Consider the following 23,508-nt stretch of genomic DNA (forward strand, 5'->3'; position numbering starts at 1 on the left):
GAGCGCCCGGTGATCGCGTCAGTCCGGGGCACCGTGCTCCACGTCGGCCTGGACCACGTCGTGGTCGAGGTGGGTGGCGTCGGGCTGCACGTGCACACCACGCCGTCCACGGCCGCCGCGAGCAGCACCGGCCGGGAGGTGACCCTGGCCACGACGCTGGTCGTCCGGGAGGAGTCGCTGACCCTGTACGGGTTTGACGGGACCGAGGCCCGCGCCCTGTTCGAGCAGGTCCAGACGGTCTCCGGCGTGGGGCCCCGCCTCGCGCTGGCCATGCTGTCGGTGCACAGCCCGGACGGCGTGCGGCAGGCGATCGCCGGCGGCGACCTCGTCGCCCTCACCAAGGTCCCCGGCATCGGCAAGAAGGGCGCCGAGCGGATCGTGCTCGAGCTCAAGGACAAGATCCTGGCCAGCGGTGTCGAGCCGTCCCTGGCGGGTCCCGCTGAGACCGCAGCCGGGGGTGACGGGACCGGACGCCAGGTCCACGAGGCCCTGGTGGGACTGGGCTGGAACGCCAAGCAGGCTGAGCAGGCGATCGACCGGGTGCGGTCCGCCGGCAGTGCGCCCACCAGCGTCGCGGAGTTCCTGCGCGCAGCACTCCGGGAGCTCGGCCGGTGAGCCTGCCCGACGAGCTCGACCAGGGGCGCGCGGACGACGGCTCGATCGACGCCACGTCCCGGGTGGTCGACGTCGGGTCCACCGACGAGGAACGACGCATCGAGGCGGCGCTGCGACCGCGCCGCCTGGCGGACTTCCCCGGTCAGCAGCGGGTCCGCGAACAGCTTGCCCTGGTGCTGGAGGCTGCCCGGCGCCGTCAGAGCCCACCCGATCACGTGCTGCTGTCCGGCCCGCCGGGGCTGGGCAAGACCACACTCGCGATGATCATCGCCCACGAGCTCGAGCAACCCATGCGCATCACGAGTGGTCCCGCGATCCAGCACGCGGGTGACCTGGCGGCCGTCCTGTCGTCCCTGGCCGAGGGCGAGGTCCTGTTCCTGGACGAGATCCACCGGATGGCCCGACCCGCCGAGGAGATGCTCTACCTGGCCATGGAGGACTTCCGGGTCGACGTGATCGTGGGCAAGGGCCCGGGAGCGACGGCCATCCCCCTCGAGCTCCCGCCGTTCACGGTGGTGGGTGCCACCACCCGCTCCGGTCTGCTCCCGGCCCCCCTGCGGGACCGGTTCGGCTTCACCGGACACCTCGACTACTACACGACCGAGGACCTGCAGCGGATCCTCACCCGCAGCGCAGGCCTGCTGGAGATCGAGTCGACCCGTGAGGGGATCCACGAGATCGCCTCCCGGTCCCGTGGGACGCCGCGGATCGCCAACCGTCTCCTGCGCCGGGTGCGGGACTGGGCCCAGGTCCACGGTCAGCATCTGGTGGACGAGGAGGCCGCGCTGGCGGCGCTCGACCTCTTCGACGTCGACAAGCAGGGCCTGGACCGCCTCGACCGCGCTGTGCTGGAGGCACTCTGCAAGCGGTTCGGCGGCGGGCCGGTCGGGCTGAGCACGCTCGCCGTCGCCGTGGGGGAGGAGCCGGACACCGTCGAGACGGTCGCCGAGCCCTACCTGGTCCGGGAGGGCTACATCGTGCGCACGCCGCGCGGTCGTGCCGCCTCACGGACCGCCTGGCAGCACCTCGGCCTGGTGCCCCCGAGGACGACCGGCGCCCAGGACCAGCTCCCGATCGACCAGCCCGGCCGCCTCGACCACTGAACAACACGACATACAAAACCCTCTCGTCGTGATCCATCTGTGACCTGCGGCCCGGTATCTGTACCCGATCTTTACCTTGTGCACGGGATGGGGTGTTGGGTGGACACAGTCGCGTCACCTAGACTGCCGCGAGTGTCCACCGGCTGTGGGACGCGCTAGCGGGACTCGCCAGCGGCCAGGAGGCCGGGACACTCTCAGACTGACGTTGTAAGGATTCTTCATGTCGCCAATGGCCTCGGCCACCTCCGGTGGGGGTGACGGGTTCAGCACTCTGCTGTTGTTGCTCCCGCTCCTCCTGATCGCCTACCTTCTCTTCTCCCAGCGTCGCCGGCAGAAGAAGCTCAAGGAGATGCAGGCCGGGCTCCAGATCGGTGCCCGCGTGATGACCACGACCGGGCTCTACGGCACCGTCTCGCACCTGGACGAGTCGACGGTCTACATCGAGGCCGCACCGGGCGTCGTGCTGCAGTGGGACCGGCGCGCCGTCGTGCCCGCCCAGGACACCCGGCCCGGCACGGACGAGGCACCCGACGACACTGTAGGGGAGCAGTGATGGCGGGGAAGGCTCGCAACAGGAGTGCGCGCAACACCCTGTTGGCGCTGCTGGCCGTGATCGTCGTGCTGGGCGGCACGCTGGGGGCGGCCCACCTGTGGGGCAATCCCAAGGCCCAGCTGACGCCGTTGCTGGGCCTTGACCTGGCCGGTGGCCGCCAGGTGGTCCTGGCGCCGATCGTCGACGGCGAGCAGTCCGTGCAGCCAGAGCAGCTCAACCAGGCCATCGACATCATCCGCCGCCGGGTCGACGGGCAGGGCGTCGCCGAGGCGGAGGTCTCGCGACTGGGCTCGAACGTGCAGGTCGCCATCCCCGGAACCCCGACGCCGGAGCAGCTGGAGGCGCTCAGCCAGTCCTCGCAGCTGCAGTTCCGTGCCGTGCTGGTGTCCGCGCCGGTCGTGCCGGACCAGCCGACCGAGCCGCCGCGCGAGCTGCCGATGCCCGTCGGCCCGTCCGAGGAGCCGGCCGTCGAACCGACCGACCCGGCCGAGGAGCCGACCGACCCCGACGCCGACCAGGCCGAGACCACCAGCGCGGCCTATCCCGAGGGTCTGCTCGCGGACGCCCAGCCGGTCCTGCAGGCGGCCGGACCGCTCCCGGCGTCCAACGGGGCGGACGGTGCGCAGAGCACGGAGGCTCCCGGCGACGCCCAGGAGACCGAGGCTCCCGGTGACGACCAGGAGACCGAGGCACCCGACGACAGCACGACCACCGACAGCCCGGAGCCCACCAGCGCCAGCGACCTCGCCTGGATCACGCCGGAGCTGCAGGAGGAGTTCCTCGCCTACGACTGCGGGGACGAGACGCAGCAGCGGGCCGCGTCCCAGGCTCCGGCCGACGAGCCGATCATCGCCTGCTCGGTGGGCGGCACCGAGAAGTACATCCTCGGGCCCTCCGAGCTCAGCGGCGCCGAGCTGACCGACGCCAGCTCCGGTCTCCAGGTCGGGGCCGGCGGTCAGACGACCGGTGTCGTCGAGGTCCGTCTCCAGTTCAACCAGGAGGGCACCGACGCGTTCAGCGCGATCACCACGCGACTGTTCGGCTTCGGCCAGAACTCCAACCAGAACCGCTTCGCGATCGTCCTGGACGGTCAGGTCATCTCCGCCCCGGGTGTGCGTGACCCCATCACCACCGGCACGGCGACCATCTCCGGCGGCTTCACCAACGAGAGCGCCAAGGAGCTGGCCAACCAGCTGAAGTTCGGTGCTCTCCCGATGAGCTTCGAGGTGCAGACCTCCGAGCAGCTGAGCCCGCAGCTCGGCGGGGAGCAGCTGCGGCTGGGCATCATCGCCGGCCTGGTCGGCATGATCCTGGTGTTCATCTACTCGCTCATCCAGTACCGCGCCCTGGGTCTGGTCACGGTCGCGTCGTTGCTCATCGCCGGGATCCTGGCCTACCTGTCGGTGACGTTACTGGGCTGGACGAACAACTTCCGGCTCACCATGGCCGGCGTCACCGGTCTGATCGTCGCGATCGGTGTCACGGCGGACAGCTTCATCGTCTACTTCGAACGCATCCGCGACGAGGTCCGGACCGGTCGGCCGCTGCGGTATGCCGTGGACACCGGCTGGACGCGGGCGCGCCGGACGATCATCATCTCCGACGTCGTGAACCTGATCGCCGCGGGAGTGCTGTACTTCCTCTCCGAGTCCGGCGTCAAGGCCTTCGCCTTCGCGCTCGGTCTGAGCACGGTCATCGACCTGCTCGTCGTGGTCATGTTCACCCACCCCGTCGTGAGCATCCTGGCCAACACCAAGTTCTTCGGTGAGGGCCACAAGTGGTCCGGTATGGACCCAGAACGACTGGGCGCGCGCCGGTCCACCTACCTGGGACGGGGCCAGTTCGCCCGACCAGCGGTGAAGAAGACCGGACCCACCCGGGAGCAGCTCGAGGGAGGCATCGTCTGATGGCCAGTTTCGCCCAGTTCGGCAACGACCTGTTCACCGGCAAGCGGTCCTTTAACATCGTCGGCCGGCGCAGGCTCTGGTACGCAATCGCGGCCGTGTTCATCGTCGTGTCGCTGCTCGGGATCTTCGTCAAGGGACTCAACTTCGGCATCGAGTTCCGGGGCGGGACCGAGCTGCGCGTCCCCGGTGTGTCCAACATGGACAGCTATGAGAGCCGCGCCGCGGACACGCTCCGCGCCGAGGCACCGGAAGCGGCGGAGGTCTCGGTCACCCAGATCGGCACCAACACGATCCGGATCCAGACCGGTGAGCTGAGCGTCGAGGAGTCGAACGGCGCGATCGCCGCGCTGGCCGAGGAGTTCGACGTCGCGGACCAGGACGTCACCAGCTCCTTCGTCGGCCCGTCGTGGGGGGAGACCGTCACCAACAAGGCCATCCAGGCGCTGGTCGCCTTCCTGGTGCTGGTCAGCGTGGTGCTGGCCCTCTACTTCCGCACCTGGAAGATGGCCCTGGCAGCCATCGTCGCCCTGCTGCACGACGTGGTCTTCACCGTCGGCATCTACGGCCTGCTGGGCATCGAGATCTCCCCGGCCTCGATGATCGGCTTCCTGACCATCCTCGGCTACTCGATCTACGACACCATCGTCGTCTTCGACAAGGTGCGCGAGAACACCGAGTACGCCCTGGAGTCCAAGCGCACCACCTACGCCCACGCGGCAAACCTGGCGGTGAACCAGACGCTGGTCAGGTCGATCAACACCTCCGTGGTGGCCCTGCTGCCCGTCGCCTCGATCCTGTTCTTCGGGATCGCGTTCATCGGGCCGGGCACCCTCCTCGACCTGTCCGTCGCGCTGTTCATCGGTATGGCGGTCGGCACCTACTCCTCGATCTTCATCGCGACGCCGCTGCTGGTGCACCTGCGGGAGAACGAGCCGGAGATCAAGGCGCTGGAGAAGAAGGTGGCCAAGCGGGCGGGTCGGGCCAGCGGCAAGCTGGACGCGTCGGCACCCCCGGGGATGGAGACCATCGACCACGCCGCGCCTCCCGGGATAAAGACCATCGGTGCCGACGGCAGCGGGGTGGCCCTGCTGACCGAGGACGCCGACGGGTCCGAGCCCGACCAGCTGCCCGACCCCGAGCACCTTGGCGGGACCAACGGGGCTGGTGCCGGCGACGCGGACGAGACGGCGCGGACGGTGCACCCACGGGCACGCGAGGTGCACCCGAGGGCACGTGGCCCGCGCAACCAGCCCAAGCGGCCCCCGAAGTCGAAGCGCTGACCGGGCGATCGGCATACTCGGGTCATGACCGACGACATGCCGCGCGCCCAGGAGCCGCCTGACGTCCGCGACCCGGCCCTGGCCGGGGACGTCGCGGCCAGCCTGCGTGACGTCCCCGACTTCCCGGAGGCGGGGGTCCTGTTCAAGGACTTCACCCCGTTGCTGCTGGACGTGCCGCTGCGGGACCGGGTGGTGCGGGACGTGGTCGACCGTCACGCTGGCGCCGTCGAGGCCGTGCTGGGCATCGAGGCCCGGGGATTCATCCTGGGTGCGGCGATCGCGCAGGAGCTGGGCGTCGGGTTCATCCCGGTGCGCAAGCAGGGCAAGCTGCCGGCGGCGACTCACGCGGTGTCCTACTCCCTGGAGTACGGCACGGCCACCGTCGAGATCCACACCGATGCCGTCCGTCCCGGGCAGCGCGTGCTGGTCGTGGACGACGTGCTGGCCACGGGCGGGACGGCTGCGGCCGCGGTGGAGCTCGTGCGGCGGTGCGGCGGTGAGGTCGTCGCCGTGGAGGTCGTCCTGGAGCTGGGCTTCCTGGCGGGGCGCACCCGCCTGGACGGGACGAAGGTCCACGCGCTCCTGACGACCTGACCCCGTGGCGGGCGCCGAGGCACGACCACGGGGGTGAGCGGCCTACAATCGGGCCATGAGTGAGGACGTCGCTGCGGCCTCCTCCCACGCCAGCCACGGCGTCCGAGCCCGGCTGGCCCGCCTGGGAGGCACCAGGTCCGGGTCGAACCCGGTCCTGGAGCCGTTGCTGCGCGCCGTCAAGGCCACCCACCCCAAGGCAGACCTCGAGCTGATCGAGCGGGCCTATGACGTTGCCGACAGGGCCCACCGGGGCCAGGTCCGCAAGAGCGGTGACGCCTACATCACCCACCCGCTCGCGGTCGCCACCATCCTGGCTGAGCTGGGCATGACCCCCTCGACCCTCGCGGCGGCGCTGCTGCACGACACGGTCGAGGACACGACATACTCCCTGGACCAGCTCCGCAAGGACTTCGGCGACGAGATCGCGATGATGGTCGACGGCGTCACCAAGCTGGACAAGGTGCAGTATGGCGAGGCCGCCCAGGCGGAGACCGTGCGCAAGATGGTGGTCGCCATGGCGCGCGACATCCGGGTGCTGGTCATCAAGCTCGCCGACCGGCTGCACAACGCGCGCACCTGGCGCTACGTGTCGGCCGCGTCCGCCGCCCGCAAGGCCAACGAGACCCTGGAGATCTACGCCCCGCTCGCGCACCGGCTGGGCATGAACACCATCAAGTGGGAGCTGGAGGACCTGTCCTTCGCCCAGCTCTACCCGAAGATCTACGACGAGATCGTGCGGATGGTGGCGCAGCGGGCCCCCGCGCGCGAGGAGTACCTCGCCACGGTGCGGGCCGACATCGGCAAGGACCTGAAGGAGGCCAAGATCAAGGCCGTGGTCACCGGGCGGCCCAAGCACTACTACTCGGTCTACCAGAAGATGATCGTGCGCGGGCGCGACTTCGAGCAGATCTATGACCTGGTGGCGGTGCGGGTCCTGGTGGAGACGGTGCAGGACTGCTACGCGGTGCTCGGCGCGCTGCACGCGCGGTGGAACCCGGTCCCCGGCCGGTTCAAGGACTACATCGCGATGCCGAAGTTCAACATGTACCAGTCGCTGCACACCACGGTGATCGGTCCGGACGGCAAGCCGGTGGAGGTGCAGATCCGCACCCACCAGATGCACCGCCGTGCCGAGTACGGCGTGGCCGCGCACTGGAAGTACAAGGAGGACGGCACCAAGGGCACCGTCGGGGCGGATGGCGGCCCCGGTCAGATGGAGGGGATGCAGTGGCTGCGCCAGCTCCTCGACTGGCAGAAGGAGACCGCCGACCCAGGAGAGTTCCTGGAGTCGCTGCGCTTTGAGATCAGCGGCGCGGAGGTCTACGTCTTCACCCCGGGCGGCGACGTCATGGCCCTGCCCTCGGGAGCTACCCCGGTCGACTTCGCCTACGCGGTGCACACGGAGGTCGGGCACCACTGCGTGGGTGGCCGGGTGAACGGCAAGCTGGTGCCGCTGGACAGCTCCCTCGCCAACGGTGACGTCGTCGAGATCCTGACCAGCAAGGCTGCCGACGCTGCACCGAGCCGCGACTGGCTCAACTTCGTCAAGAGCCCTCGCGCGCGCAACAAGATCCGCCAGTGGTTCTCCAAGGAACGCCGCGAGGAGATGATCGAGTCCGGCAAGGACCAGATCGCCAAGGTGCTGCGCAAGCAGAACCAGCCGCTGCAGAGGCTCATGTCGCACGACACCCTCACCGCCGTCGCCAACGACCTGCGCTACAACACCGTGGACGGCGTGTACGCTGCGGTCGGGGAGGGTCACGTCTCCGCCGACCACGTCGTGAAGCAGCTGGTCGCCACGCTGGGCGGGGAGGACAGCGCCACCGAGGACCTGGCCGAGGCCACCGTCCCCACCAAGGGTCGGCCGCGCAGCCTGGACTCGGGCGTCACGGTGGTCGGCACCGACGACGTCTGGGTGAAGCTCGCCCGCTGCTGCACCCCGGTGCCGGGCGACCCGATCATGGGCTTCGTGACGACCGGCAAGGGCGTCTCGGTCCACCGGACCGACTGCACCAACGCCGAGTCCCTCAAGCAGCATCCCGAGCGGCTCATCAACGTCGCCTGGTCGCCCACCGAGACCAGTGTCTTCCTGGTGCAGCTGCAGGTTGAGGCGCTGGACCGGCCCGGCCTGCTCGCGGAGATCACCCGGGCGCTCACCGAGCAGCACGTCAACATCCTGTCGGCCTCCGTGCAGACCGGTCGCGACCGGGTGGCGCTGTCCCGGTTCACCTTCGAGATGGCCGACCCCAGCCACCTGGAGTCCGTGATCCGGTCCGTGCGCAGGGTCAGCGCCGTGCTGGACGCCTACCGCATCACCGGGACGTCACAGACCGACCCGCACCGCCGGCACCGCACAGCCTGACCATTCTTGGGGAGGTTTGGTACTCCCCTCAGGCGGGCGACAGGAAGGCGGCCAGGGCGCCGGCATACATCGCCTGGTCGGCGACCCCGCACGCCTCCCGGGTGGAGTGCATCGAGAGTGTGGGTGCGCCGAAGTCGACCGTCGTGGCCCCGGTTAGTGCCGACGTCATCGGCCCGACCGTCGAGCCGCAGGGCAGGTCGGTGCGGGTGACGAAGGTCTGGACCGGCACACCGGCCTGCTCACAGGCGAGGCGGAATGCTGCGGCACCGAGCCCGTCGGTCGCATAGCGCGCCTGGGCGTTGATCTTCAGCACCGGTCCGCCGTTCATCTGCACCTGGTGACCCGGCTCGTGACGGTCGGCGTAGTTCGGGTTGGTCGCGTGCGCCATGTCGCCCGACGCGATCACCGTGCCGGCCATGGCGCGCAGGAAGTCCTCCCGCGAGCCCCCGCGGGACAGCACGATCCGCTCGAGGACGGCCGGTAGGAAGTTGGAGTGGGCGCCCCGCTCGGTGGTGCTCCCGACTTCCTCGTGGTCGAACAGTGCGATGACCGGCACGACGGCGGAGGCCTCGGCCTGCTCGACGGCGCGGACCAGCGCGCGGGTCGCCGCGAACGACGTCGCCAGGTTGTCCAGGCGGGCGGAGGCGAGCAGGTCTCGATCCCGGCCGATGCGGCGCGCCGGGGTCAGGTCGTGGGTCATCAGGTCCCAGCCCAGGACGTCCTCGCGAGGAACATCGAGCGTGTCTGCGACGAACCCGACGAAGTCACCAGGTTCCGCACCCAGGCCCCAGTGGGGGACCAGGTGCTGCTGGGGGTTGAGTTTGAGCCCGTCGGTGTTGACCGCACGGTCCAGGTGGGGCGCGAGCTGGGACACCCGCAGGATGGGCTCGTCGATCAGCAGCAGGGAGGGCTCGACGCCAGAACCGTCGCGCACCGCCACGCGCCCCGACAGGCCCAGGTCACGGTCCAGCCAGGTGTTCAGGAGCGGCCCGCCGTACACCTCGACGGCGAGCTGCTGCCATCCCGAACGGACGACGTCCGGGCGTGGCTTGATCCGCAGGTTGGGGGAGTCGGTGTGCGCCCCGACCACCCGGAACGGGGTGGTCGCTCCCAGGTCCGTCTCGGTGGACCAGGCGATCAGCGAACCGCCCCGAACCGTCAGGTAGCGGCCCGGCTCCGTAGGCGTCGCATCGGTCTCGGCGACCCGGGTGAAGCCGTGCTCCGCGAGGAGTGAGGCCGCACTCTCCACCGCATGGAACGGGGACGGAGAGGCATCGAGGTATGCCGCCAGGGCAGTTGCGATGTCGTCCTGGTCGAAGGCGTGGGTCACCTCAGCCCCCGAACTCGGACAGCCCGCCGCGTGCCGAGTCGAGCCACTGCTGCCTCGCGTCCAGTGCGGCCTGGGCCTCGGCGATCTTCTTCTCGTTGCCTCCGGCCTTGGCCGCCTCGAGGTCCTGCTCCAGGCCCTGCACCGCTCGCTCGAGCTGGTCGACCATCGACTGTGCCCGGGCGTTCAGCTCGGGGTTGGTCCTGGTCCACTTGGCATCCTCCAGGTCGCGCACGGCCTGCTCGACCTTGCGGAGCCGGCCCTCGACGCGGGACATGTCCTCGCGCGGCACCTTGCCGGCCTCGTCCCACTTCTCCTGAATAGTGCGCAGCTGGCTCTTCGCGGACTCGAGGTCCTTGACGGGGACGAGTGCCTCGGCCTCCTTGAGGAGCTCCTCCTTGACGGCCAGGTTGGCCCGGAACTCCTCGTTCTCGGCCGCAACGACCGCGTCCTTCGCGTCGAAGAAGTTGTCCTGGGCGGCCTTGAAGCGCTCCCAGAGTGCGTCGTCATCAGCCCGCTGAGCGCGGCCAGCGCGGCGCCAGTCCTGCATGAGCCGCTTGAATGCGCCAGCGGTGGCGCCCCAGTCCTTGCTGGTGGAGAGGGCCTCCGCCTCAGCGACCAACTTCTCCTTGACCCGCTTGGCCTCCGCGTGCTGGGTGTCCAGCTCGCTGAAGAAGGCCTTGCGGCCCTTGTCGAAGGTGCTGCGGGCGGAGCTGAGCCGGTGCCAGAGGGCGTTCTCCACGTCCTTGTCGAGCTTGGGTCCCTTCTTCTGGAGGTTGCGCCACTCATCGAGCATGCCGCGCATCTTGGCGCTGGCGGACTTCCACTGCACCTGGTGCACATCGGCTGCCGCAAGGCCCTCGGCCTCGACCACGAGCGCCTCACGCACCTGCGTGGCCTCTGCCTTGGCCTGGGCCCGACGCTCGGTCTCGGTGCGCTGGCGTTCCTTGACGGCGTTCTCGATCTGGGTCACCCGCTCGCGCAGGGCGGGCAGGTCGCCTACGACGTTGGCCTCGCCGATCTGGTCACGCAGGGTCTTGAGTGACTCGCGTGCCTCGTGGGCGGAGAGGTCGGTCTGCTCCAGCCGCTGCTCGAGCAGCGAGGTGTTTGCCGCGAGCTCGTCGTATTTCCGCGCAAAGTAGGCGAGGGCCTCCTCGGAGGTCGTCTCCGGGTAGGAACCGACCGCGCGCTCGTCGTCGCCGTCCCGGACGTAGACGGTGCCGTCGTCGCCCACTCGTCCGAACGTGATCGAGGTGGACGCGGAGGCGGGGGCCGCAGCCGCAGGCGCCACGGGGGTCACCGCGGGCTTGCGACCGGCGAGGGCAGCGGGCGAGGGGATCGGGCGGGGCTTGGGCGCGGCCGGCTTAGGTGCCGCGGGGGCGGCTTCCGTCGCCGGTGCGCTGACCGGGTCGGCCCCGGCTGGGGCCTCGGCGGCTGGGGCCTCGGCGGGCTCCTTGGGTGTTGGCTCCGCCGCGGGGTCCTTGCCGGGCTCGGCGCTCGGCGTGGAATCTTCGCCCGGCGCAGTGGTCGTGATCGATCCTGGAGTGGGCCCAGGCTGGGTGGGCTCCGGCTGGGCGACCACGGGCTCAGGCTGGGTGGGCTCCGGCTGGGCGACCACGGGCTCAGGCGTGGGTTCCTGCTCGGTCGGCTCGGGGGCGTCGGGTGCGGGAGCCGCCTGCGGCTCCACGGGCTCCGGGGTGGAGGCTCCGGTCTCACCCTCGAAGGACTCCGCCGGAGCATGGTCGGCGGAAGCCTCGGGGGCAACCGACTCTGGGGTGGGCTCGGGCTCAGGCTGGGCGACCACCGGCTCAGGCGTGGGCTCCTGCTCGGTCTGCTCGGGGGCGTCGTGTGCGGGAGCCGCCTGCGGCTCCACGGGCTCCGGGGTGGAGGCTTCAGTCTCGTCCTCGGAGGCCTCCGCCGTGGGAATGTCGGCGGTGGCCTCGGGCGCAACGGACTCCTGGGTGGGCTCAGGCTGGGTGGGCTCGGGCTCGGGCGTGGGTTCCGGCTGGGGGACCACGGGCTCCGGCGTGGGCTCGGGCGTGGGCTCGGGGCCCGGCGTGGGCTGGGGGTCGGGCGTGGACTCAGGCTCGGGGACGACCGGCTCGGGAACGACCGGCTCGGGCGTCGGCTCGGGGACCACGGGCTCGGGTTGTCCGGGGACCGGCACAGTCGACGGGTCCGGGCTGGGAACGTCCGGGAGCGTGTCCGCCGCCGGGGTGGTCGAGGTGGGGTCTGCCGACTCCGTCGGCTCGCTGGGCGCGGCCTGGGACTCCAGCCGGTCTGTCGTCGGGTCGGGCACTGAGCTCGACTCGGGGGTGTTGTCGGTTCCCTGCGGCTGCTCGCTCACTCTGACGCCTTCTCCTGTGTGACCTCGACCGAGAGGATGCTGATCGGCGCCGCGGGAGGTCCGTCGGCACCGCCGCCATCGACGCCTTGTTCGGCGACGCGGTCAACAATGTCCATTCCACCGGTGACCCTACCGAAGATGCTGTAGCCACCGCCTGCCACGGGTAGTTCAGTGTCCTCGTAGACGATGAAGAACTGGCCGCCGTTGCTGTTGGGATCCTGGGCCCTGGCCATCGCCAGGGTGCCCGGGGGGTACTTCCCGTCCTCGGGCGCGTTCTCGATGCCAAAGGTGTAGCCGGGTGCCCCACGGCCGGTGCCGGTCGGGTCACCGCACTGCAGCACGAAGATCCCCTGCGTGGTCAACCGGTGACACGGGCTGTCCGCCCAGTAGCTCGCCTCAGCCAGGTGCCGAAAGGAGGACACCGTCACCGGGGCCTGGTCGGCATACAACTCGACCTCGATGACACCGCAGTTGGTCTCGATCTGCGCCGTCCACGTCCCGGACACCTCCCCCTCGGGGGGATCCAGCGGCGCGGCGGCCGGACCGGTGCTCGGCACCACGGGCGGCTCCGTGCAGCCGGCGCCCGCACCCTCAGGCGACAAGGTGGTCGACGCCGCAGCGTGGTCCCCGGCGGTGTCATCGCCCGTGCCTGGCTCGGCACCGCCGCACGCACTGAGCGCGAGCACGCTCACCATCACCAGACTCGGCAACCGCCACCAGTGACGACCCAGCTCCATCTCTCGTGATCTCCTGACGTGCTCGGGCGGGGGTGAGCGGCCAGTTTAGGCAGCGTTCTGCAGCGGAAGGATCACGACAGGATGACGGTTTGGACACGATCGGACGTAGGTTTGGTCACGTGTTGGTCATCCGCATCGAGGCCGCCGCCTTCGGCACGAACTGTTATGTCGTCGCACCGGACGACGGCGAGGAGTGCGTCATCGTCGACCCCGGGGTCGGGGTCGAGAACCAGGTGGCCGAGGTCCTCGCCGAGCGCCACCTGCGTCCGGCCGCGGTCCTGCTGACCCACGGACACCTCGACCACACGTATGCCGTGGCGCCAGTCTGCGCCGGCCGCACCGCCGCCTACATCCACGAGGAGGACCGGTATCGCCTCCAGGACCCGCTGGCCTCGACGAGCCCGGCCCTGGTGGCGATGCTGGAGCAGCAGTTCGGGCGGCGCGCGACCTGGGCCGAGCCCGACACCGTGATCGACCTGCGCGAGGGGCAGGTGCTGGACCTGGCCGGACTCTCGCTGGAGGTCTCACACGCCCCGGGCCACACCGAGGGTTCCGTGCTCTACGGTCTGGCCGGGGTCCCGACCGGGATGCCGGACGAGGTCGACCGCACCGTGCTCACCGGAGACGTGCTGTTCGCCGGCTCGATCGGACGCACCGACCTCCCGGGTGGAGATCACGCGACGATGCTGCGGTCGCTGCGTGACGTCATACTGCCGCTGCCGGACAGCAGCCTGGTCCTGCCGGGGCACGGCCCCGGGACCACGATGGCCCGGGAGCGGGCCACCAACCCGTTCCTGACCGGCCTCACCTGACCCGGCGGGCGGCAGGAGGACCCCTCGTCCTCGTTAGACTCGCCGGGTGATCAAGCCCCGCACCGCCCCCGGCACCCTCGAGCTCCTGCCCACCGAGCAGATCGCCCTCCAGCGCATGCTCGACGTGATCCGGTCCGGCTACGAGCGGTTCGGGTTCCTGCCCATCGAGACGCCGGCCTACGAGCTGACCGACGTGCTGCTCACCAAGACCGGTGGGGAGACCGAGCGGCAGGTCTACTTCGTGCAGTCGACGGGGTCGCTGGAGAAGGCGGCCGCCAACCCGGACTCCGGGCTGCCGGAGCTGGCGCTGCGCTTCGACCTCACCGTGCCGCTGGCCCGCTACGTCGCCGAGCACGAGCACCAGCTGACCTTCCCGTTCCGGCGCTACCAGATGCAGCGGGTCTACCGCGGCGAGCGGCCGCAGAAGGGCCGCTACCGCGAGTTCTACCAGTGCGACATCGACATCATCGGCAAGGACGGACTCAGCCCCCGCCACGACGCCGAGTGCCCGGCGGTGATCCACACCATCTTCACCGACCTGGACATCGGCGCGTTCACGATCCAGCTCAACAACCGCAAGCTGATGCGCGGCTTCTTCGAGGACCTGGGCATCACCGACGGCGAGCACCAGGTGGCGGTGCTCCGTGAGGTCGACAAGCTCGACAAGCGGGGCGCGGACGCGGTGCGAGCCACGCTCGTGGGGGAGGGTCTGAGCCTGTCCGAGCCGGCCGCGGACGCGGTCCTGGCGCTGGTCCGCGTCCGGTCCACCTCCCACGCAGACGCGATGGGACACCTGGAGCGCGTCCAGGCCGGGTCCTCGGGCTCGGAGATGCTGGCCACCGGCGTGGCGGAGCTGCGCGAGGTGCTCACGGTGCTGCGCGACCTGGGCGTCCCCGAGAGCGACTACGCCCTCAACCTCTCCATCGCCCGCGGCCTCGACTACTACACCGGCACCGTCTACGAGACGACCCTGGACGACCACCCGGAGATCGGCTCGGTCTGCTCCGGCGGGCGGTATGACGATCTCGCCGGTCAGTACACCCAGTCCCGCCTGCCGGGGGTCGGGATGTCGATCGGTCTGACGCGGCTGTTCTGGCAGCTGCGGGAGGCGGGGCTGGTCGGGACCGCCGAGTCGACCGTGCAGGTCCTCGTGCCCCAGCTGGACGAGGCGCACCTGCCGCAGTGCCTGGCCCTGGCCACCGAGCTGCGGCAGGGCGGCATCAACACCGAGGTGGTCCTGGACGGCGGCAAGCTCGGCAAGCAGCTGAAGTATGCCGATCGCGCCGGAATCCGGTTCGTCGCCATCCTGGGGGAGCAGGAGGTGAGTGCCGGCACCGTGACAATCAAGGACCTGCGCCGCCAGGACCAGTTCACGGTCCCGCGTGAGGAGGCCGTGCGCGCCCTGCGCGTCGAGCTGGCTCAGCCGCTGGACCTGCCGCTGGAGGACTGAGCCGTCGGGGCACGGCCAGGTGGTCGGGCGGTGCGTTCGGTGTCGCGCGAGGGCTGTGTTAGCGTAATAGCGCGTTACTACACCACCTCGTTCCGCCGGCCAGCCCGGCAGCACCCCTGGAGCCCTGATGAAGCGCCGAGACACCGGCCAGACCGCCACCGCCGCGGACGAATTGTCGCGTGGCGAGCAGGCGCAGGCCGAGCTGGCTCGGGCTCTGGCTCTGGTGGACGACCCCGAGCGGATGGCCGCCTTCCTCACGGATCTCTGCACACCCGCCGAGCTGGAGGCCCTGGCCGACCGGTGGAGCGTCGTGCCGTTGTTGGCCGACGGGGTCTCCTACCGCCAGGTGCACGAGCAGACCGGTGTCAGCGTGACGACGGTCGGACGGGTGGCACGGTGCCTGGAGCACGGCACCGGTGGCTATCGCGAGGTGCTGGCGCATACGCGCGGTGCGCAGCCGGCCCACGGCTGAGCGCACCGGCCCAGACCCGGCGCGACGACGCGTCTGCCCCAGACACCCGGGCCCCGCACGGGCCCAGACCCGGAAGGTCACCATGACCCCGCCTGCCACCACCCGCGACCGCCTGCGCGTGGCGATCCAGAAGTCGGGCCGCCTCGCCGAGCCGGCCCGCGACCTGCTCGCCTCCTGCGGGCTGACCTGGCGGGAGAGCCGCGACCGGCTCTTCTGCTACGGCGAGTCGCTGCCGGTCGACCTCCTCCTCGTGCGGGACGACGACATCCCCGGCCTCATCGCCGACGGCGTCTGCGACCTCGGCGTCGTCGGGCGCAACGTGCTGGTCGAGCACGACCTGGCCCGGACCGCCAACGGGCAGGCCGCGGGCCTGAGGGAGTGGCGCCAGCTCGGGTGGGGTGTCTGCCGTCTGGACATCGCGATCAACGACGACGAGCAGTGGACCGGGCCGCAGCAGCTCGCGGGCCAGCGGATCGCCACGAGCTATCCCCGCACCCTTGGCCGCTGGCTGGACGAGAAGGGCGTAGACGCGCAGGTGGTCACGCTGTCCGGCTCGGTCGAGATCGCGCCGCGCCTGGGCCAGGCCGACGTGGTGTGCGACCTGGTCTCCACTGGCGGCACGCTCGCGGCGAACGCCCTGAAGCCGGTCGAGACGCTGCTGCACTCCGAGGCCGTCATCGCCGGCCCGACCGCACCGCTGGAGGACGGCCGCGAGGAGATCGCCGACCTGCTGCTGCGCCGCATGGACGGCGCCCTGCGCCTGAAGGAGACCCGCCTGCTGATGCTGCGGGCCGGCCGCGACGTCCTGCCCGCCGTGCTCAAGGGGCTGCCCGCCGGCGGCGAGCCGACGGTGCTGGCGGTGGACGGCCGCGACGAGGTCTCCGTGCAGCTGCTGTGCCACAACGCGGTGCCGTGGCCGCGCCTGGAGGAGCTCAAGCGGGCCGGTGCCCACACCATCATGGTCCTGCCGGTGGAGGGGATGCTGGCATGAGGACGGTCAGCTGGTCCGCGTTGGACGACGCCGCCCGCGCCGAGGTCCTGTCCAGGGCCACCGCGACCGCCGGCCCGCAGGTCACCACGGGGGTCGCCGACATCCTCGCCGGGGTCCGGGAGGGCGGCGATGCCGCACTGCAGGAGTATGCCGAGCGCTTCGACCCCGCGCCCGCCCGGTCGCTCGCGGTGCCGGCGGAGGAGATCGAGCGTGCCGTCCGGGAGCTGCCCGAGGCGCTGCTCGGCGCGATCCGCGACGCGGCCCAGAACATCCGGACCTTCCACCGTGCGGGGATGGTCAACGACTACCAGATCGAGACCGCACCGGGCGTCACCTGTGCCCGCGTCGTGCGACCGATCCGCCGGGTGGGCCTCTACGTCCCGGCCGGCTCCGCGCCACTGCCCTCCACGGCCCTCATGCTCGGCGTCCCCGCACAGCTGGCGGGCTGCCCCGAGGTGGTGCTGTGCACCCCGCCGGGAGAGGACGGCCTCGCGGACACCACCGTGCTGGCGGCCGCCGCCGAGTGCGGCATCACCCAGGTCTTCGTGACAGGTGGCGCGCAGGCGATCGCCGCCATGGCCTACGGCACCGAGTCGGTGCCACGCTGCGACAAGATCTTCGGCCCCGGCAACGCCTGGGTCACCGAGGCCAAGCGGCAGGTCAGCACCGCTGAGGGGGGTCCCGGCATCGACATGCCGGCCGGGCCGTCCGAGGTCCTGGTGATCGCCGACGGGGGAGCCGACCCCGAGTTCGTGGCAGCCGACCTGCTGTCCCAGGCTGAGCACGGACCCGACTCTCAGGTGCTGCTGCTCACAGACGACCCGGCCCTCGCCGAGGCGGTGGCCGAGCAGGTGAGCCAGCAGCTCGCCATACTGCCCCGGGCCGACATCGCGGCCAAGGCGCTGGACGGGAGCGCGATCGTGGTGACCGGCGACCTGGACGAGGCGTTCGGCGTCAGCAACGACTACGCCCCCGAGCACCTGATCCTGGCGCTGCGCGAGCCCCAGGCCTGGGTCGACCGGGTCGAGCGCGCGGGCTCGGTCTTCCTGGGGGACTGGGCTCCGGAGACGCTCGGGGACTACTGCAGCGGCACCAACCACGTCCTGCCTACGGCCGGCGCCGCACGCTGGACCGGTGGCGTGAACGTCACCAGCTTCCAGATCGCGATGACCGTGCAGTCGGTGACCCCAGATGGGTTGACGGCGATCGGGCCGACCGCGGTCGAGCTCTCCGGCGCCGAGGGGCTCATCGGGCACCAGGCCGCGGTGACGCGGCGCCTGCGCAGGTCGGAGGTGGCGTCGTGAGCAGTGACAGCGCCGCGAACACCAGCAAAACCCCTGAAAAAAGGCGGGCCGCACCCGCAAAACCCCTGCAAAAATTGGGGGGTCACCTGATCCGGGCGGACCTGCGGGACTTCGCCGGCTACTCCTCGGCCCGCACCAGCGACTCCGGCGCCCCCGCGACGATCTGGCTCAACGCCAACGAGGCCGCGACAGCCAGCGCCGTGGACCCCGAGGGCGCCCAGCGGCGCTACCCCGACCCGCAACCGGCACCCCTCGTGGACGCGCTGGCCGACGCCCACGGCGTGGCACCGGACCGGGTGGTGGTCGGCCGGGGGAGCGATGAGTGCATCGACCTGCTGGTCCGCGCGCTGTGCGCCCCGGGCAGCGACGACGCGGTCCTCCAGACCTCGCCGACCTTCGGGATGTATGCCGTGACCGCCCGGCTCCACGGCGTGCCGGTCGTCGACGTCCCGCAGCGGGATCTCGGTGACCTCTGGGAGGTGGACACCGAGGCAGTCCGGGTGGCTGCGGAGGAGCAGGGGGCGCGCGTGGTGTTCCTGGCCAGCCCGGGGAACCCGACCGGGGCCGTGGTGCCGTTGGACCGGGTCGCCGAGCTCGCCCGGGCGCTGGAGGAGCGGGCCGTGGTCGTCGTCGACGAGGCCTACCAGGAATTTGCCGCCCCGCCGAGCGCCACCACCCTGCTGGACGCCCACCCCAACCTGGTCGTCCTGCGCACCCTGTCCAAGGCCCACGGCCTGGCCGGTGTCCGTATCGGCGTTGCTCTGGCCCACCCCGATCTGGCCGTCGTCCTGCGCCGGGTCCAGGCGCCCTATCCCATCCCGGTCCCCGTCGCAGAGCTCGCCGTCAGCGCCCTGGCCGGTTCGGTCCGGCGCTCGGTCGAGGCACGCGTCGCCGAGACGAGGGTCGGCCGCGAGCTGCTGGCCGAGATCCTGGCTGGCGACCCTCGCGTCACCAACGTCTATGCCAGCGAGGCCAACTTCCTGCTCGTCCGCGGGCCGGGGGCGGAGTCACTGCTCACCGACCTGAGGGCACATGGCATCGTGGTCCGCGATATGGGACACCTGCTCAGCGACGCCCTGCGCATCACCGTGGGCGCTCCCCACGAGATCGAGGCTGTCCGCCGGGCGCTGGGAGCCCCTGGGTCGGTATGCCCGCCAGACAGATCCCCCGGGTCGACACCACTGGCCGACAGAGCCCCTGTGTCGGCACCACCGGCCGAGGAGCACCCGGACGCTTCCTAGCCCACACGACATACTCCCCGCCGCGACCACCAGCCCCCAGACTCCACCAGCCCCGACACCACCAGCACCGAGGAACACACCACATGAGCACCCAGCGCCCCGTCCTGTTCATCGACCGGGACGGCACGATCATCGAGGAACCCGCCGACTGTCAGATCGACTCCTACGAGAAGCTGCGCCTCGTGCCGGGTGTCATGCCGGCGCTGGCGAGGCTGCGGGACGCGGGCTGGGACTTCGTGATGGTCTCCAACCAGAACGACCTCGGGGGCCCCAACTTCCCCGTCGAGTCGTTCCAGGGACCGCACGACCTCCTGCTGCACATCCTGGAGAGCCAGGGCATCACGTTCAAGGAGGTGCACGTCGACCCCCACCCGCCGGGGCCGGATCAGCCCGACACCCGCAAGCCGGGCATCGGGATGGTCCGGCACCTGCTCACGGACCGCAGCATCGACTGGGAGCGCTCCATGATGGTGGGCGACCGCCAGACCGACAAGCAGTTCGGTGACAACCTGGGGATCAGGACCTACCTCCTGCAGAGCTCGTTGGGGCAGGGCGGTGAGGACTCGGTGACCTGGGAGCAGATCGCCCACGAGCTGGCAAACCGGCCGCGCGTCGCCGTCGTGGACCGCAACACCTCGGAGACGAGGATCCATGTCGAGGTCGATCTGGACCGGACCGGGGACATCGAGGTGGCCACCGGGCTGGGCTTCCTGGACCACATGCTCGACCAGCTCGCCAAGCACGGCGGCTTCTCGATGAAGGTGACCTGCGAGGGCGACCTGCACATCGACGAGCACCACACCACGGAGGACACGGCGCTGGCGATCGGTCAGGCGCTCGACGAGGCGCTGGGCGACCGGCGGGGGATCGGGCGCTACGGCTTCACCGCCCCGATGGACGAGGCCCGGGCCAGCGCGGCGCTGGACCTGTCCGGTCGGCCGTTCCTGAAGTTCGAGTGCGACTTCGACCGGGAGATGGTGGGCGACCTGCCGACCGAGATGGTGGAGCACTTCTGGCGGTCCTTCGCCGAGGCGCTGCGCGCCACCCTGCACCTGTCCGTGACCGGGGAGAACACCCACCACAAGATCGAGGTGGGCTTCAAGGCCGTCGCACGCGCGCTGCGCCAGGCCATCCGGGTCGAGGGCACCGAGCTGCCCTCGACCAAGGGCGTGCTCTGAGCCGTGACCAGACCCAAGGTCGCCCTGGTCGACTCCGGCGGGACCAACATCGGCTCGGTCCGCTACGCCCTGGACCGGCTCGGGGCCGACGCCCGCCTGACCAGCTCGGCTGACGACATACTGGCCGCCGACCGGGTCATCCTGCCCGGTGTCGGGGCGGCTGGTGCTGGCATGCGCCGGCTGCGAGAGGCCGGGCTGGTCGAGGTGCTGCGCCAGGTGGAGCAACCGCTGCTGGGCGTCTGCCTCGGGATGCAGCTGCTCTTCGAGCGGTCCGCGGAGGACGGCGGCACCGAGTGCCTCGGGCTCCTGGCCGGCGAGGTCGTGGCCATCCCGCCCGCGCCGGGGCTGCGGGTGCCGCACATGGGCTGGAACACCCTGACCACGGTGCGGGATGACCCGCTCACGGCCGGTCTGACCGCCGGGACCCGTGCCTACTTCGTGCACAGCTACGCGGTCCCGGTGACCGCGGACACCCTGCAGACGACCGAGCACTCCGGCACCTGGAGCGCGGTCGTCCGCAACGGCCAGCGGTGGGGCGCGCAGTTCCACCCGGAGAGGTCGGCCAGCGCCGGCTCCCGACTCCTGACAAACTTCCTCCTGGAGGTGTCGCCATGACCGACTTCACCATCTATCCCGCAATCGACATCCGCGAAGGCCGCGTGGTCCGGTTGCACAAGGGCGACTACGACAAGGAGACGCGCTACCCCAGCGAGCCGCTCGGTGTCGCCCGAGGCTATGCCGAGGGTGGTGCGCGCTGGCTGCACCTGGTGGACCTGGACGCTGCGCGGGCCGGCGGCTACACCCTGACGCCGTTGTTGCGCGAGATCGTGGCCGAGACCTCCCTGCAGGTCCAGACCGGCGGGGGAGTGCGGGGCAAGGAGGACGTCGCAGCCCTGCTGGACGCCGGTGCCTCTCGTGTTGTGGTGGGCTCCCTGGCGGTCCGGGAGCCGGAGACCGTGGCTGCGTGGATCGAGGAGTTCGGCTCGGACCGCATCACCGTGGCGCTGGACACCCGCACGGGTGAGGACGGGTCCTGGGTGCTGCCCACCAGCGGGTGGACCTCCGACACCGAGACCGACCTGGCGGCTCTGCTGAGTCACTACGCCAGGTCCGGCCTGGCGCACGCCCTGTGCACCGACATCGGGCGGGACGGCACGATGTCAGGCCCCAACCTCAACCTCTACACCTTCCTCACCCGCGCCGTGCCCGACGTGGCGGTCCAGGCTTCTGGAGGCACCCGCCACGCCGCCGACGTGCGCGGTGTCCGCAAGATCGGGTGCGCCGGGGTGATCCTGGGCAAGGCGCTCCTCGAGGGCCGACTGACGATCGACGAGGCCATCGCCGAGGAGCGCGAATGACCCTGGCACGCAGGATCATCGCGTGCCTGGACGTGCGCGACGGTCGCGTCGTCAAGGGCACGCGCTTCCGGGACCACCAGGACATGGGCGGCATCACCGAGCTCGCGGCGCGCTACAGCGCCGAGGGGGTGGACGAGTTGGTCTTCTACGACATCACCGCCAGCCCCCAGGGGAGGCGGGTGGACGTCGCGTGGATCGACCGGGTGGCCCGGGAGATCGACATCCCGTTCTGCGTCGCCGGCGGCATCAGCTCGGTGGAGGACGCGCGCGCCGTGCTGCAGGCCGGGGCCGACAAGGTCTCGGTCAACACGCCAGCCACTCGCCGCCCCGAACTGGTCGGTGAGCTGGCCAGGGAGTTCGGCCGGCAGTGCGTCGTGGTGGGCGTCGACAGCCTGCGCGACGAGGACGGCCAGTGGCGCATCCGGCAGCTGACCGGTGACCCCGATGCCACCCGCGCACTCGACACCACAACCCTCGCGTGGGTCGAGCGGGTGCAGGAGCTGGGTGCCGGGGAGGTAGTCCTGAACGCCATGGGTTCCGACGGGGTCCGTCAGGGGTATGACGTGGAGCAGCTGAGCGCGGTCCGCCAGGTCTGCGGGGTGCCGCTTATCGCGTCGGGTGGGGCCGGGAACGCCCAGCACTTCATCGACGTCTTCCGTGAGGCGGACGTTGACGGCGCTCTCGCCGCCGGTGTCTTCCACTCCGGCGCGCTGGCGGTCAGTGATCTCAAGCACCAGCTGCACGCCGCGGGCATCGAGGTCAGACTGGACGACCCGGTCCCGGCGGTGGTCCCGTGACCGGCTTGACACTGCCCGACGGCCTCGCAACCGCGGACCTCGACTTCGGCAAGCAGGGCGGGTTGCTCCCGGCGGTGGTCCAGGATCACCGCTCCGGCGCGGTCCTCATGCTCGGCTATGTGGACGAGGCCGCGCTCACCGCGACTCTCGAGACCGGGCTGGCCACCTTCTACAGCCGGAGCCGTCAGGAGCAGTGGGTCAAGGGAGAGACCAGCGGCAACTACCTCCACGTGCGCGCGGTCCAGGTCGACTGTGACCGTGACACGGTGCTGCTGCTCTGTGCCCCTGACGGTCCGACCTGCCACACCGGCTCGGACTCGTGCTTCGGTGATACAGACGTCTCTTGCGCGGGGGATGCTTCCTCCGGTGCGTCGGGATCGTCCGTCGCGGAGCTCCGGGACCAGGTGGCGGGCCCGCCGTCCGGGGCCACCGGGACGCAGGCCCGATCCGTGACGGGCCGGGATGGGGTCGGCGTATTTCTGGCCGAGCTGGAACAGGTCGTCGTGACCCGTGACCGAGATCGCCCGGAGGGGTCGTACACCACCTCGTTGCTGGAGGGCGGCGTGCGTCGAGTCGCGCAGAAGGTCGGCGAGGAGGGCGTGGAGACGGCACTGGCCGCCGTCGCCCAGGACGACCCTGAGCTCATCGGTGAGAGCGCCGACCTCGTCTATCACCTACTGGTGCTCCTGCGCAGCCGCGGCCTGGGTCTGGCCGACGTGGAGGCGGAACTGCGTCGTCGCCACGGCTGATCGAGCGTGTCACCGGACCGCGAGACTGGGTCCGGTCTCAGAAGGGCGGGGGTTCGTCGTTGCGGTCGGTGTCCGGGGTGGCCTGGTCGGCGGGGTCTTGGGCGGGTTCGGTGGTTGCCTGGTCGGCGGTGTCCTGGGCAGGGTCTGTGGGGGTTGGCCGGTGATGTCGCGGTGGCGATCGATCTCGGTTTGGCGGATCTGGGGGTCTGGTTTGTAGGTGCGGCGTCCGCTGGGTCCGGTGTGGGAGAGGGTGAGGGAGTCCCAGCCGTTGAAGAGGTCTTCCTCGTGGTCGTCGGCCAGGGGTAGTCCGGGGTCGCGGTAGGACAGGGCC

General features: G+C 70.8%; 22 protein-coding genes. 18 read left to right on the top strand and 4 right to left on the bottom strand.

Annotation, left to right across the window (positions count from 1 at the left end):
• Positions 1–9 precede the first annotated feature (9 nt).
• From ruvA to MWU75_RS07325, 7 genes are all read left to right on the top strand, one after another.
• Positions 10–615 (top strand): Holliday junction branch migration protein RuvA, encoded by a 606-nt coding sequence (gene ruvA, locus MWU75_RS07295; protein ID WP_247089233.1) that lies wholly within the window; start codon positions 10–12, stop codon positions 613–615.
• Positions 612–1,718, top strand: coding sequence for a Holliday junction branch migration DNA helicase RuvB (gene ruvB, locus MWU75_RS07300; RefSeq protein ID WP_247089235.1), 1,107 nt, complete (start codon positions 612–614; stop codon positions 1,716–1,718). Before ruvA ends, ruvB begins: the two co-directional genes overlap by 4 nt.
• A 220-nt stretch (positions 1,719–1,938) precedes the next feature.
• Positions 1,939–2,271: a preprotein translocase subunit YajC gene (gene yajC / locus MWU75_RS07305; protein WP_247089237.1), complete on the top strand. Its 333-nt coding sequence runs from the start codon at positions 1,939–1,941 to the stop codon at positions 2,269–2,271.
• Complete coding sequence (gene secD, locus MWU75_RS07310) at positions 2,271–4,178, top strand: protein translocase subunit SecD (protein WP_247089239.1); 1,908 nt, start codon at positions 2,271–2,273, stop codon at positions 4,176–4,178. Before yajC ends, secD begins: the two co-directional genes overlap by 1 nt.
• Positions 4,178–5,458: a protein translocase subunit SecF gene (secF, locus tag MWU75_RS07315; RefSeq protein ID WP_247089241.1), complete on the top strand. Its 1,281-nt coding sequence runs from the start codon at positions 4,178–4,180 to the stop codon at positions 5,456–5,458. The genes secD and secF overlap by 1 nt, the downstream gene beginning before the upstream one ends.
• Positions 5,459–5,482: 24 nt before the next feature.
• On the top strand, positions 5,483–6,052 hold the full coding sequence (locus tag MWU75_RS07320; RefSeq protein WP_247089243.1) for an adenine phosphoribosyltransferase: 570 nt from the start codon (positions 5,483–5,485) through the stop codon (positions 6,050–6,052).
• 55 nt (positions 6,053–6,107) lie between these two features.
• A complete protein-coding gene (locus MWU75_RS07325) occupies positions 6,108–8,414 on the top strand; it encodes a bifunctional (p)ppGpp synthetase/guanosine-3',5'-bis(diphosphate) 3'-pyrophosphohydrolase (protein WP_247089245.1) in 2,307 nt (768 codons plus the stop codon).
• A gap of 28 nt (positions 8,415–8,442) precedes the next feature.
• Here MWU75_RS07325 and MWU75_RS07330 read toward each other — a convergent pair whose 3' ends face one another.
• The 3 genes from MWU75_RS07330 to MWU75_RS07340 are packed head-to-tail and all read right to left on the bottom strand — an operon-like array spanning position 8,443 to position 12,825.
• Entirely contained in the window at positions 8,443–9,744 is a 1,302-nt protein-coding gene (locus tag MWU75_RS07330) for a M18 family aminopeptidase (RefSeq protein ID WP_247089247.1), read from the bottom strand.
• Position 9,745: 1 nt separating this feature from the next.
• Entirely contained in the window at positions 9,746–12,088 is a 2,343-nt protein-coding gene (locus tag MWU75_RS20235; protein WP_247089248.1) for a DUF349 domain-containing protein, read from the bottom strand.
• Positions 12,085–12,825 (bottom strand): peptidylprolyl isomerase, encoded by a 741-nt coding sequence (locus MWU75_RS07340; RefSeq protein ID WP_247089249.1) that lies wholly within the window; start codon positions 12,823–12,825, stop codon positions 12,085–12,087. The genes MWU75_RS20235 and MWU75_RS07340 overlap by 4 nt, the downstream gene beginning before the upstream one ends.
• A 119-nt stretch (positions 12,826–12,944) precedes the next feature.
• Here MWU75_RS07340 and MWU75_RS07345 point away from each other — a divergent pair, with 119 nt between their 5' ends.
• From MWU75_RS07345 to hisIE, 11 genes are all read left to right on the top strand, one after another.
• Entirely contained in the window at positions 12,945–13,637 is a 693-nt protein-coding gene (locus MWU75_RS07345; RefSeq protein WP_247089250.1) for an MBL fold metallo-hydrolase, read from the top strand.
• 46 nt (positions 13,638–13,683) lie between these two features.
• Complete coding sequence (gene hisS / locus MWU75_RS07350) at positions 13,684–15,087, top strand: histidine--tRNA ligase (protein ID WP_247089251.1); 1,404 nt, start codon at positions 13,684–13,686, stop codon at positions 15,085–15,087.
• A 127-nt stretch (positions 15,088–15,214) separates the two neighbouring features.
• Entirely contained in the window at positions 15,215–15,559 is a 345-nt protein-coding gene (locus tag MWU75_RS07355; protein WP_247089252.1) for a YerC/YecD family TrpR-related protein, read from the top strand.
• Between the two features lie 82 nt (positions 15,560–15,641).
• Positions 15,642–16,550 (top strand): ATP phosphoribosyltransferase, encoded by a 909-nt coding sequence (hisG, locus tag MWU75_RS07360; RefSeq protein WP_247089253.1) that lies wholly within the window; start codon positions 15,642–15,644, stop codon positions 16,548–16,550.
• The gene (gene hisD, locus MWU75_RS07365; RefSeq protein ID WP_247089255.1) at positions 16,547–17,854 is read left to right on the top strand and encodes a histidinol dehydrogenase; all 1,308 of its coding nucleotides are present in this window, start codon (positions 16,547–16,549) and stop codon (positions 17,852–17,854) included. The genes hisG and hisD overlap by 4 nt, the downstream gene beginning before the upstream one ends.
• Entirely contained in the window at positions 17,851–19,095 is a 1,245-nt protein-coding gene (gene hisC, locus MWU75_RS07370; RefSeq protein ID WP_247089256.1) for a histidinol-phosphate transaminase, read from the top strand. The genes hisD and hisC overlap by 4 nt, the downstream gene beginning before the upstream one ends.
• A gap of 83 nt (positions 19,096–19,178) precedes the next feature.
• On the top strand, positions 19,179–20,273 hold the full coding sequence (gene hisB, locus MWU75_RS07375) for a bifunctional histidinol-phosphatase/imidazoleglycerol-phosphate dehydratase HisB (RefSeq protein ID WP_247089258.1): 1,095 nt from the start codon (positions 19,179–19,181) through the stop codon (positions 20,271–20,273).
• Positions 20,274–20,276: 3 nt separating this feature from the next.
• Positions 20,277–20,888: an imidazole glycerol phosphate synthase subunit HisH gene (gene hisH / locus MWU75_RS07380; RefSeq protein WP_247089260.1), complete on the top strand. Its 612-nt coding sequence runs from the start codon at positions 20,277–20,279 to the stop codon at positions 20,886–20,888.
• Entirely contained in the window at positions 20,885–21,631 is a 747-nt protein-coding gene (hisA, locus tag MWU75_RS07385) for a 1-(5-phosphoribosyl)-5-[(5-phosphoribosylamino)methylideneamino]imidazole-4-carboxamide isomerase (RefSeq protein WP_247089262.1), read from the top strand. The genes hisH and hisA overlap by 4 nt, the downstream gene beginning before the upstream one ends.
• Positions 21,628–22,428 carry an imidazole glycerol phosphate synthase subunit HisF gene (gene hisF, locus MWU75_RS07390; RefSeq protein ID WP_247089264.1) on the top strand — a complete coding sequence of 267 codons (801 nt, stop codon included), beginning with the start codon at positions 21,628–21,630 and terminating at the stop codon, positions 22,426–22,428. The genes hisA and hisF overlap by 4 nt, the downstream gene beginning before the upstream one ends.
• Positions 22,425–23,177 carry a bifunctional phosphoribosyl-AMP cyclohydrolase/phosphoribosyl-ATP diphosphatase HisIE gene (gene hisIE / locus MWU75_RS07395; protein ID WP_247089266.1) on the top strand — a complete coding sequence of 251 codons (753 nt, stop codon included), beginning with the start codon at positions 22,425–22,427 and terminating at the stop codon, positions 23,175–23,177. The genes hisF and hisIE overlap by 4 nt, the downstream gene beginning before the upstream one ends.
• A gap of 9 nt (positions 23,178–23,186) precedes the next feature.
• On the opposite strand, the gene MWU75_RS07400 is transcribed toward hisIE, so the two are convergent.
• Positions 23,187–23,508 (bottom strand): hypothetical protein (locus tag MWU75_RS07400; protein WP_247089268.1); only part of this gene is annotated, 322 nt, incomplete at its 5' end.

It is taken from the genome of Ornithinimicrobium sp. F0845 (genome assembly GCF_023015765.1).
Taxonomy (GTDB): domain Bacteria; phylum Actinomycetota; class Actinomycetes; order Actinomycetales; family Dermatophilaceae; genus Ornithinicoccus.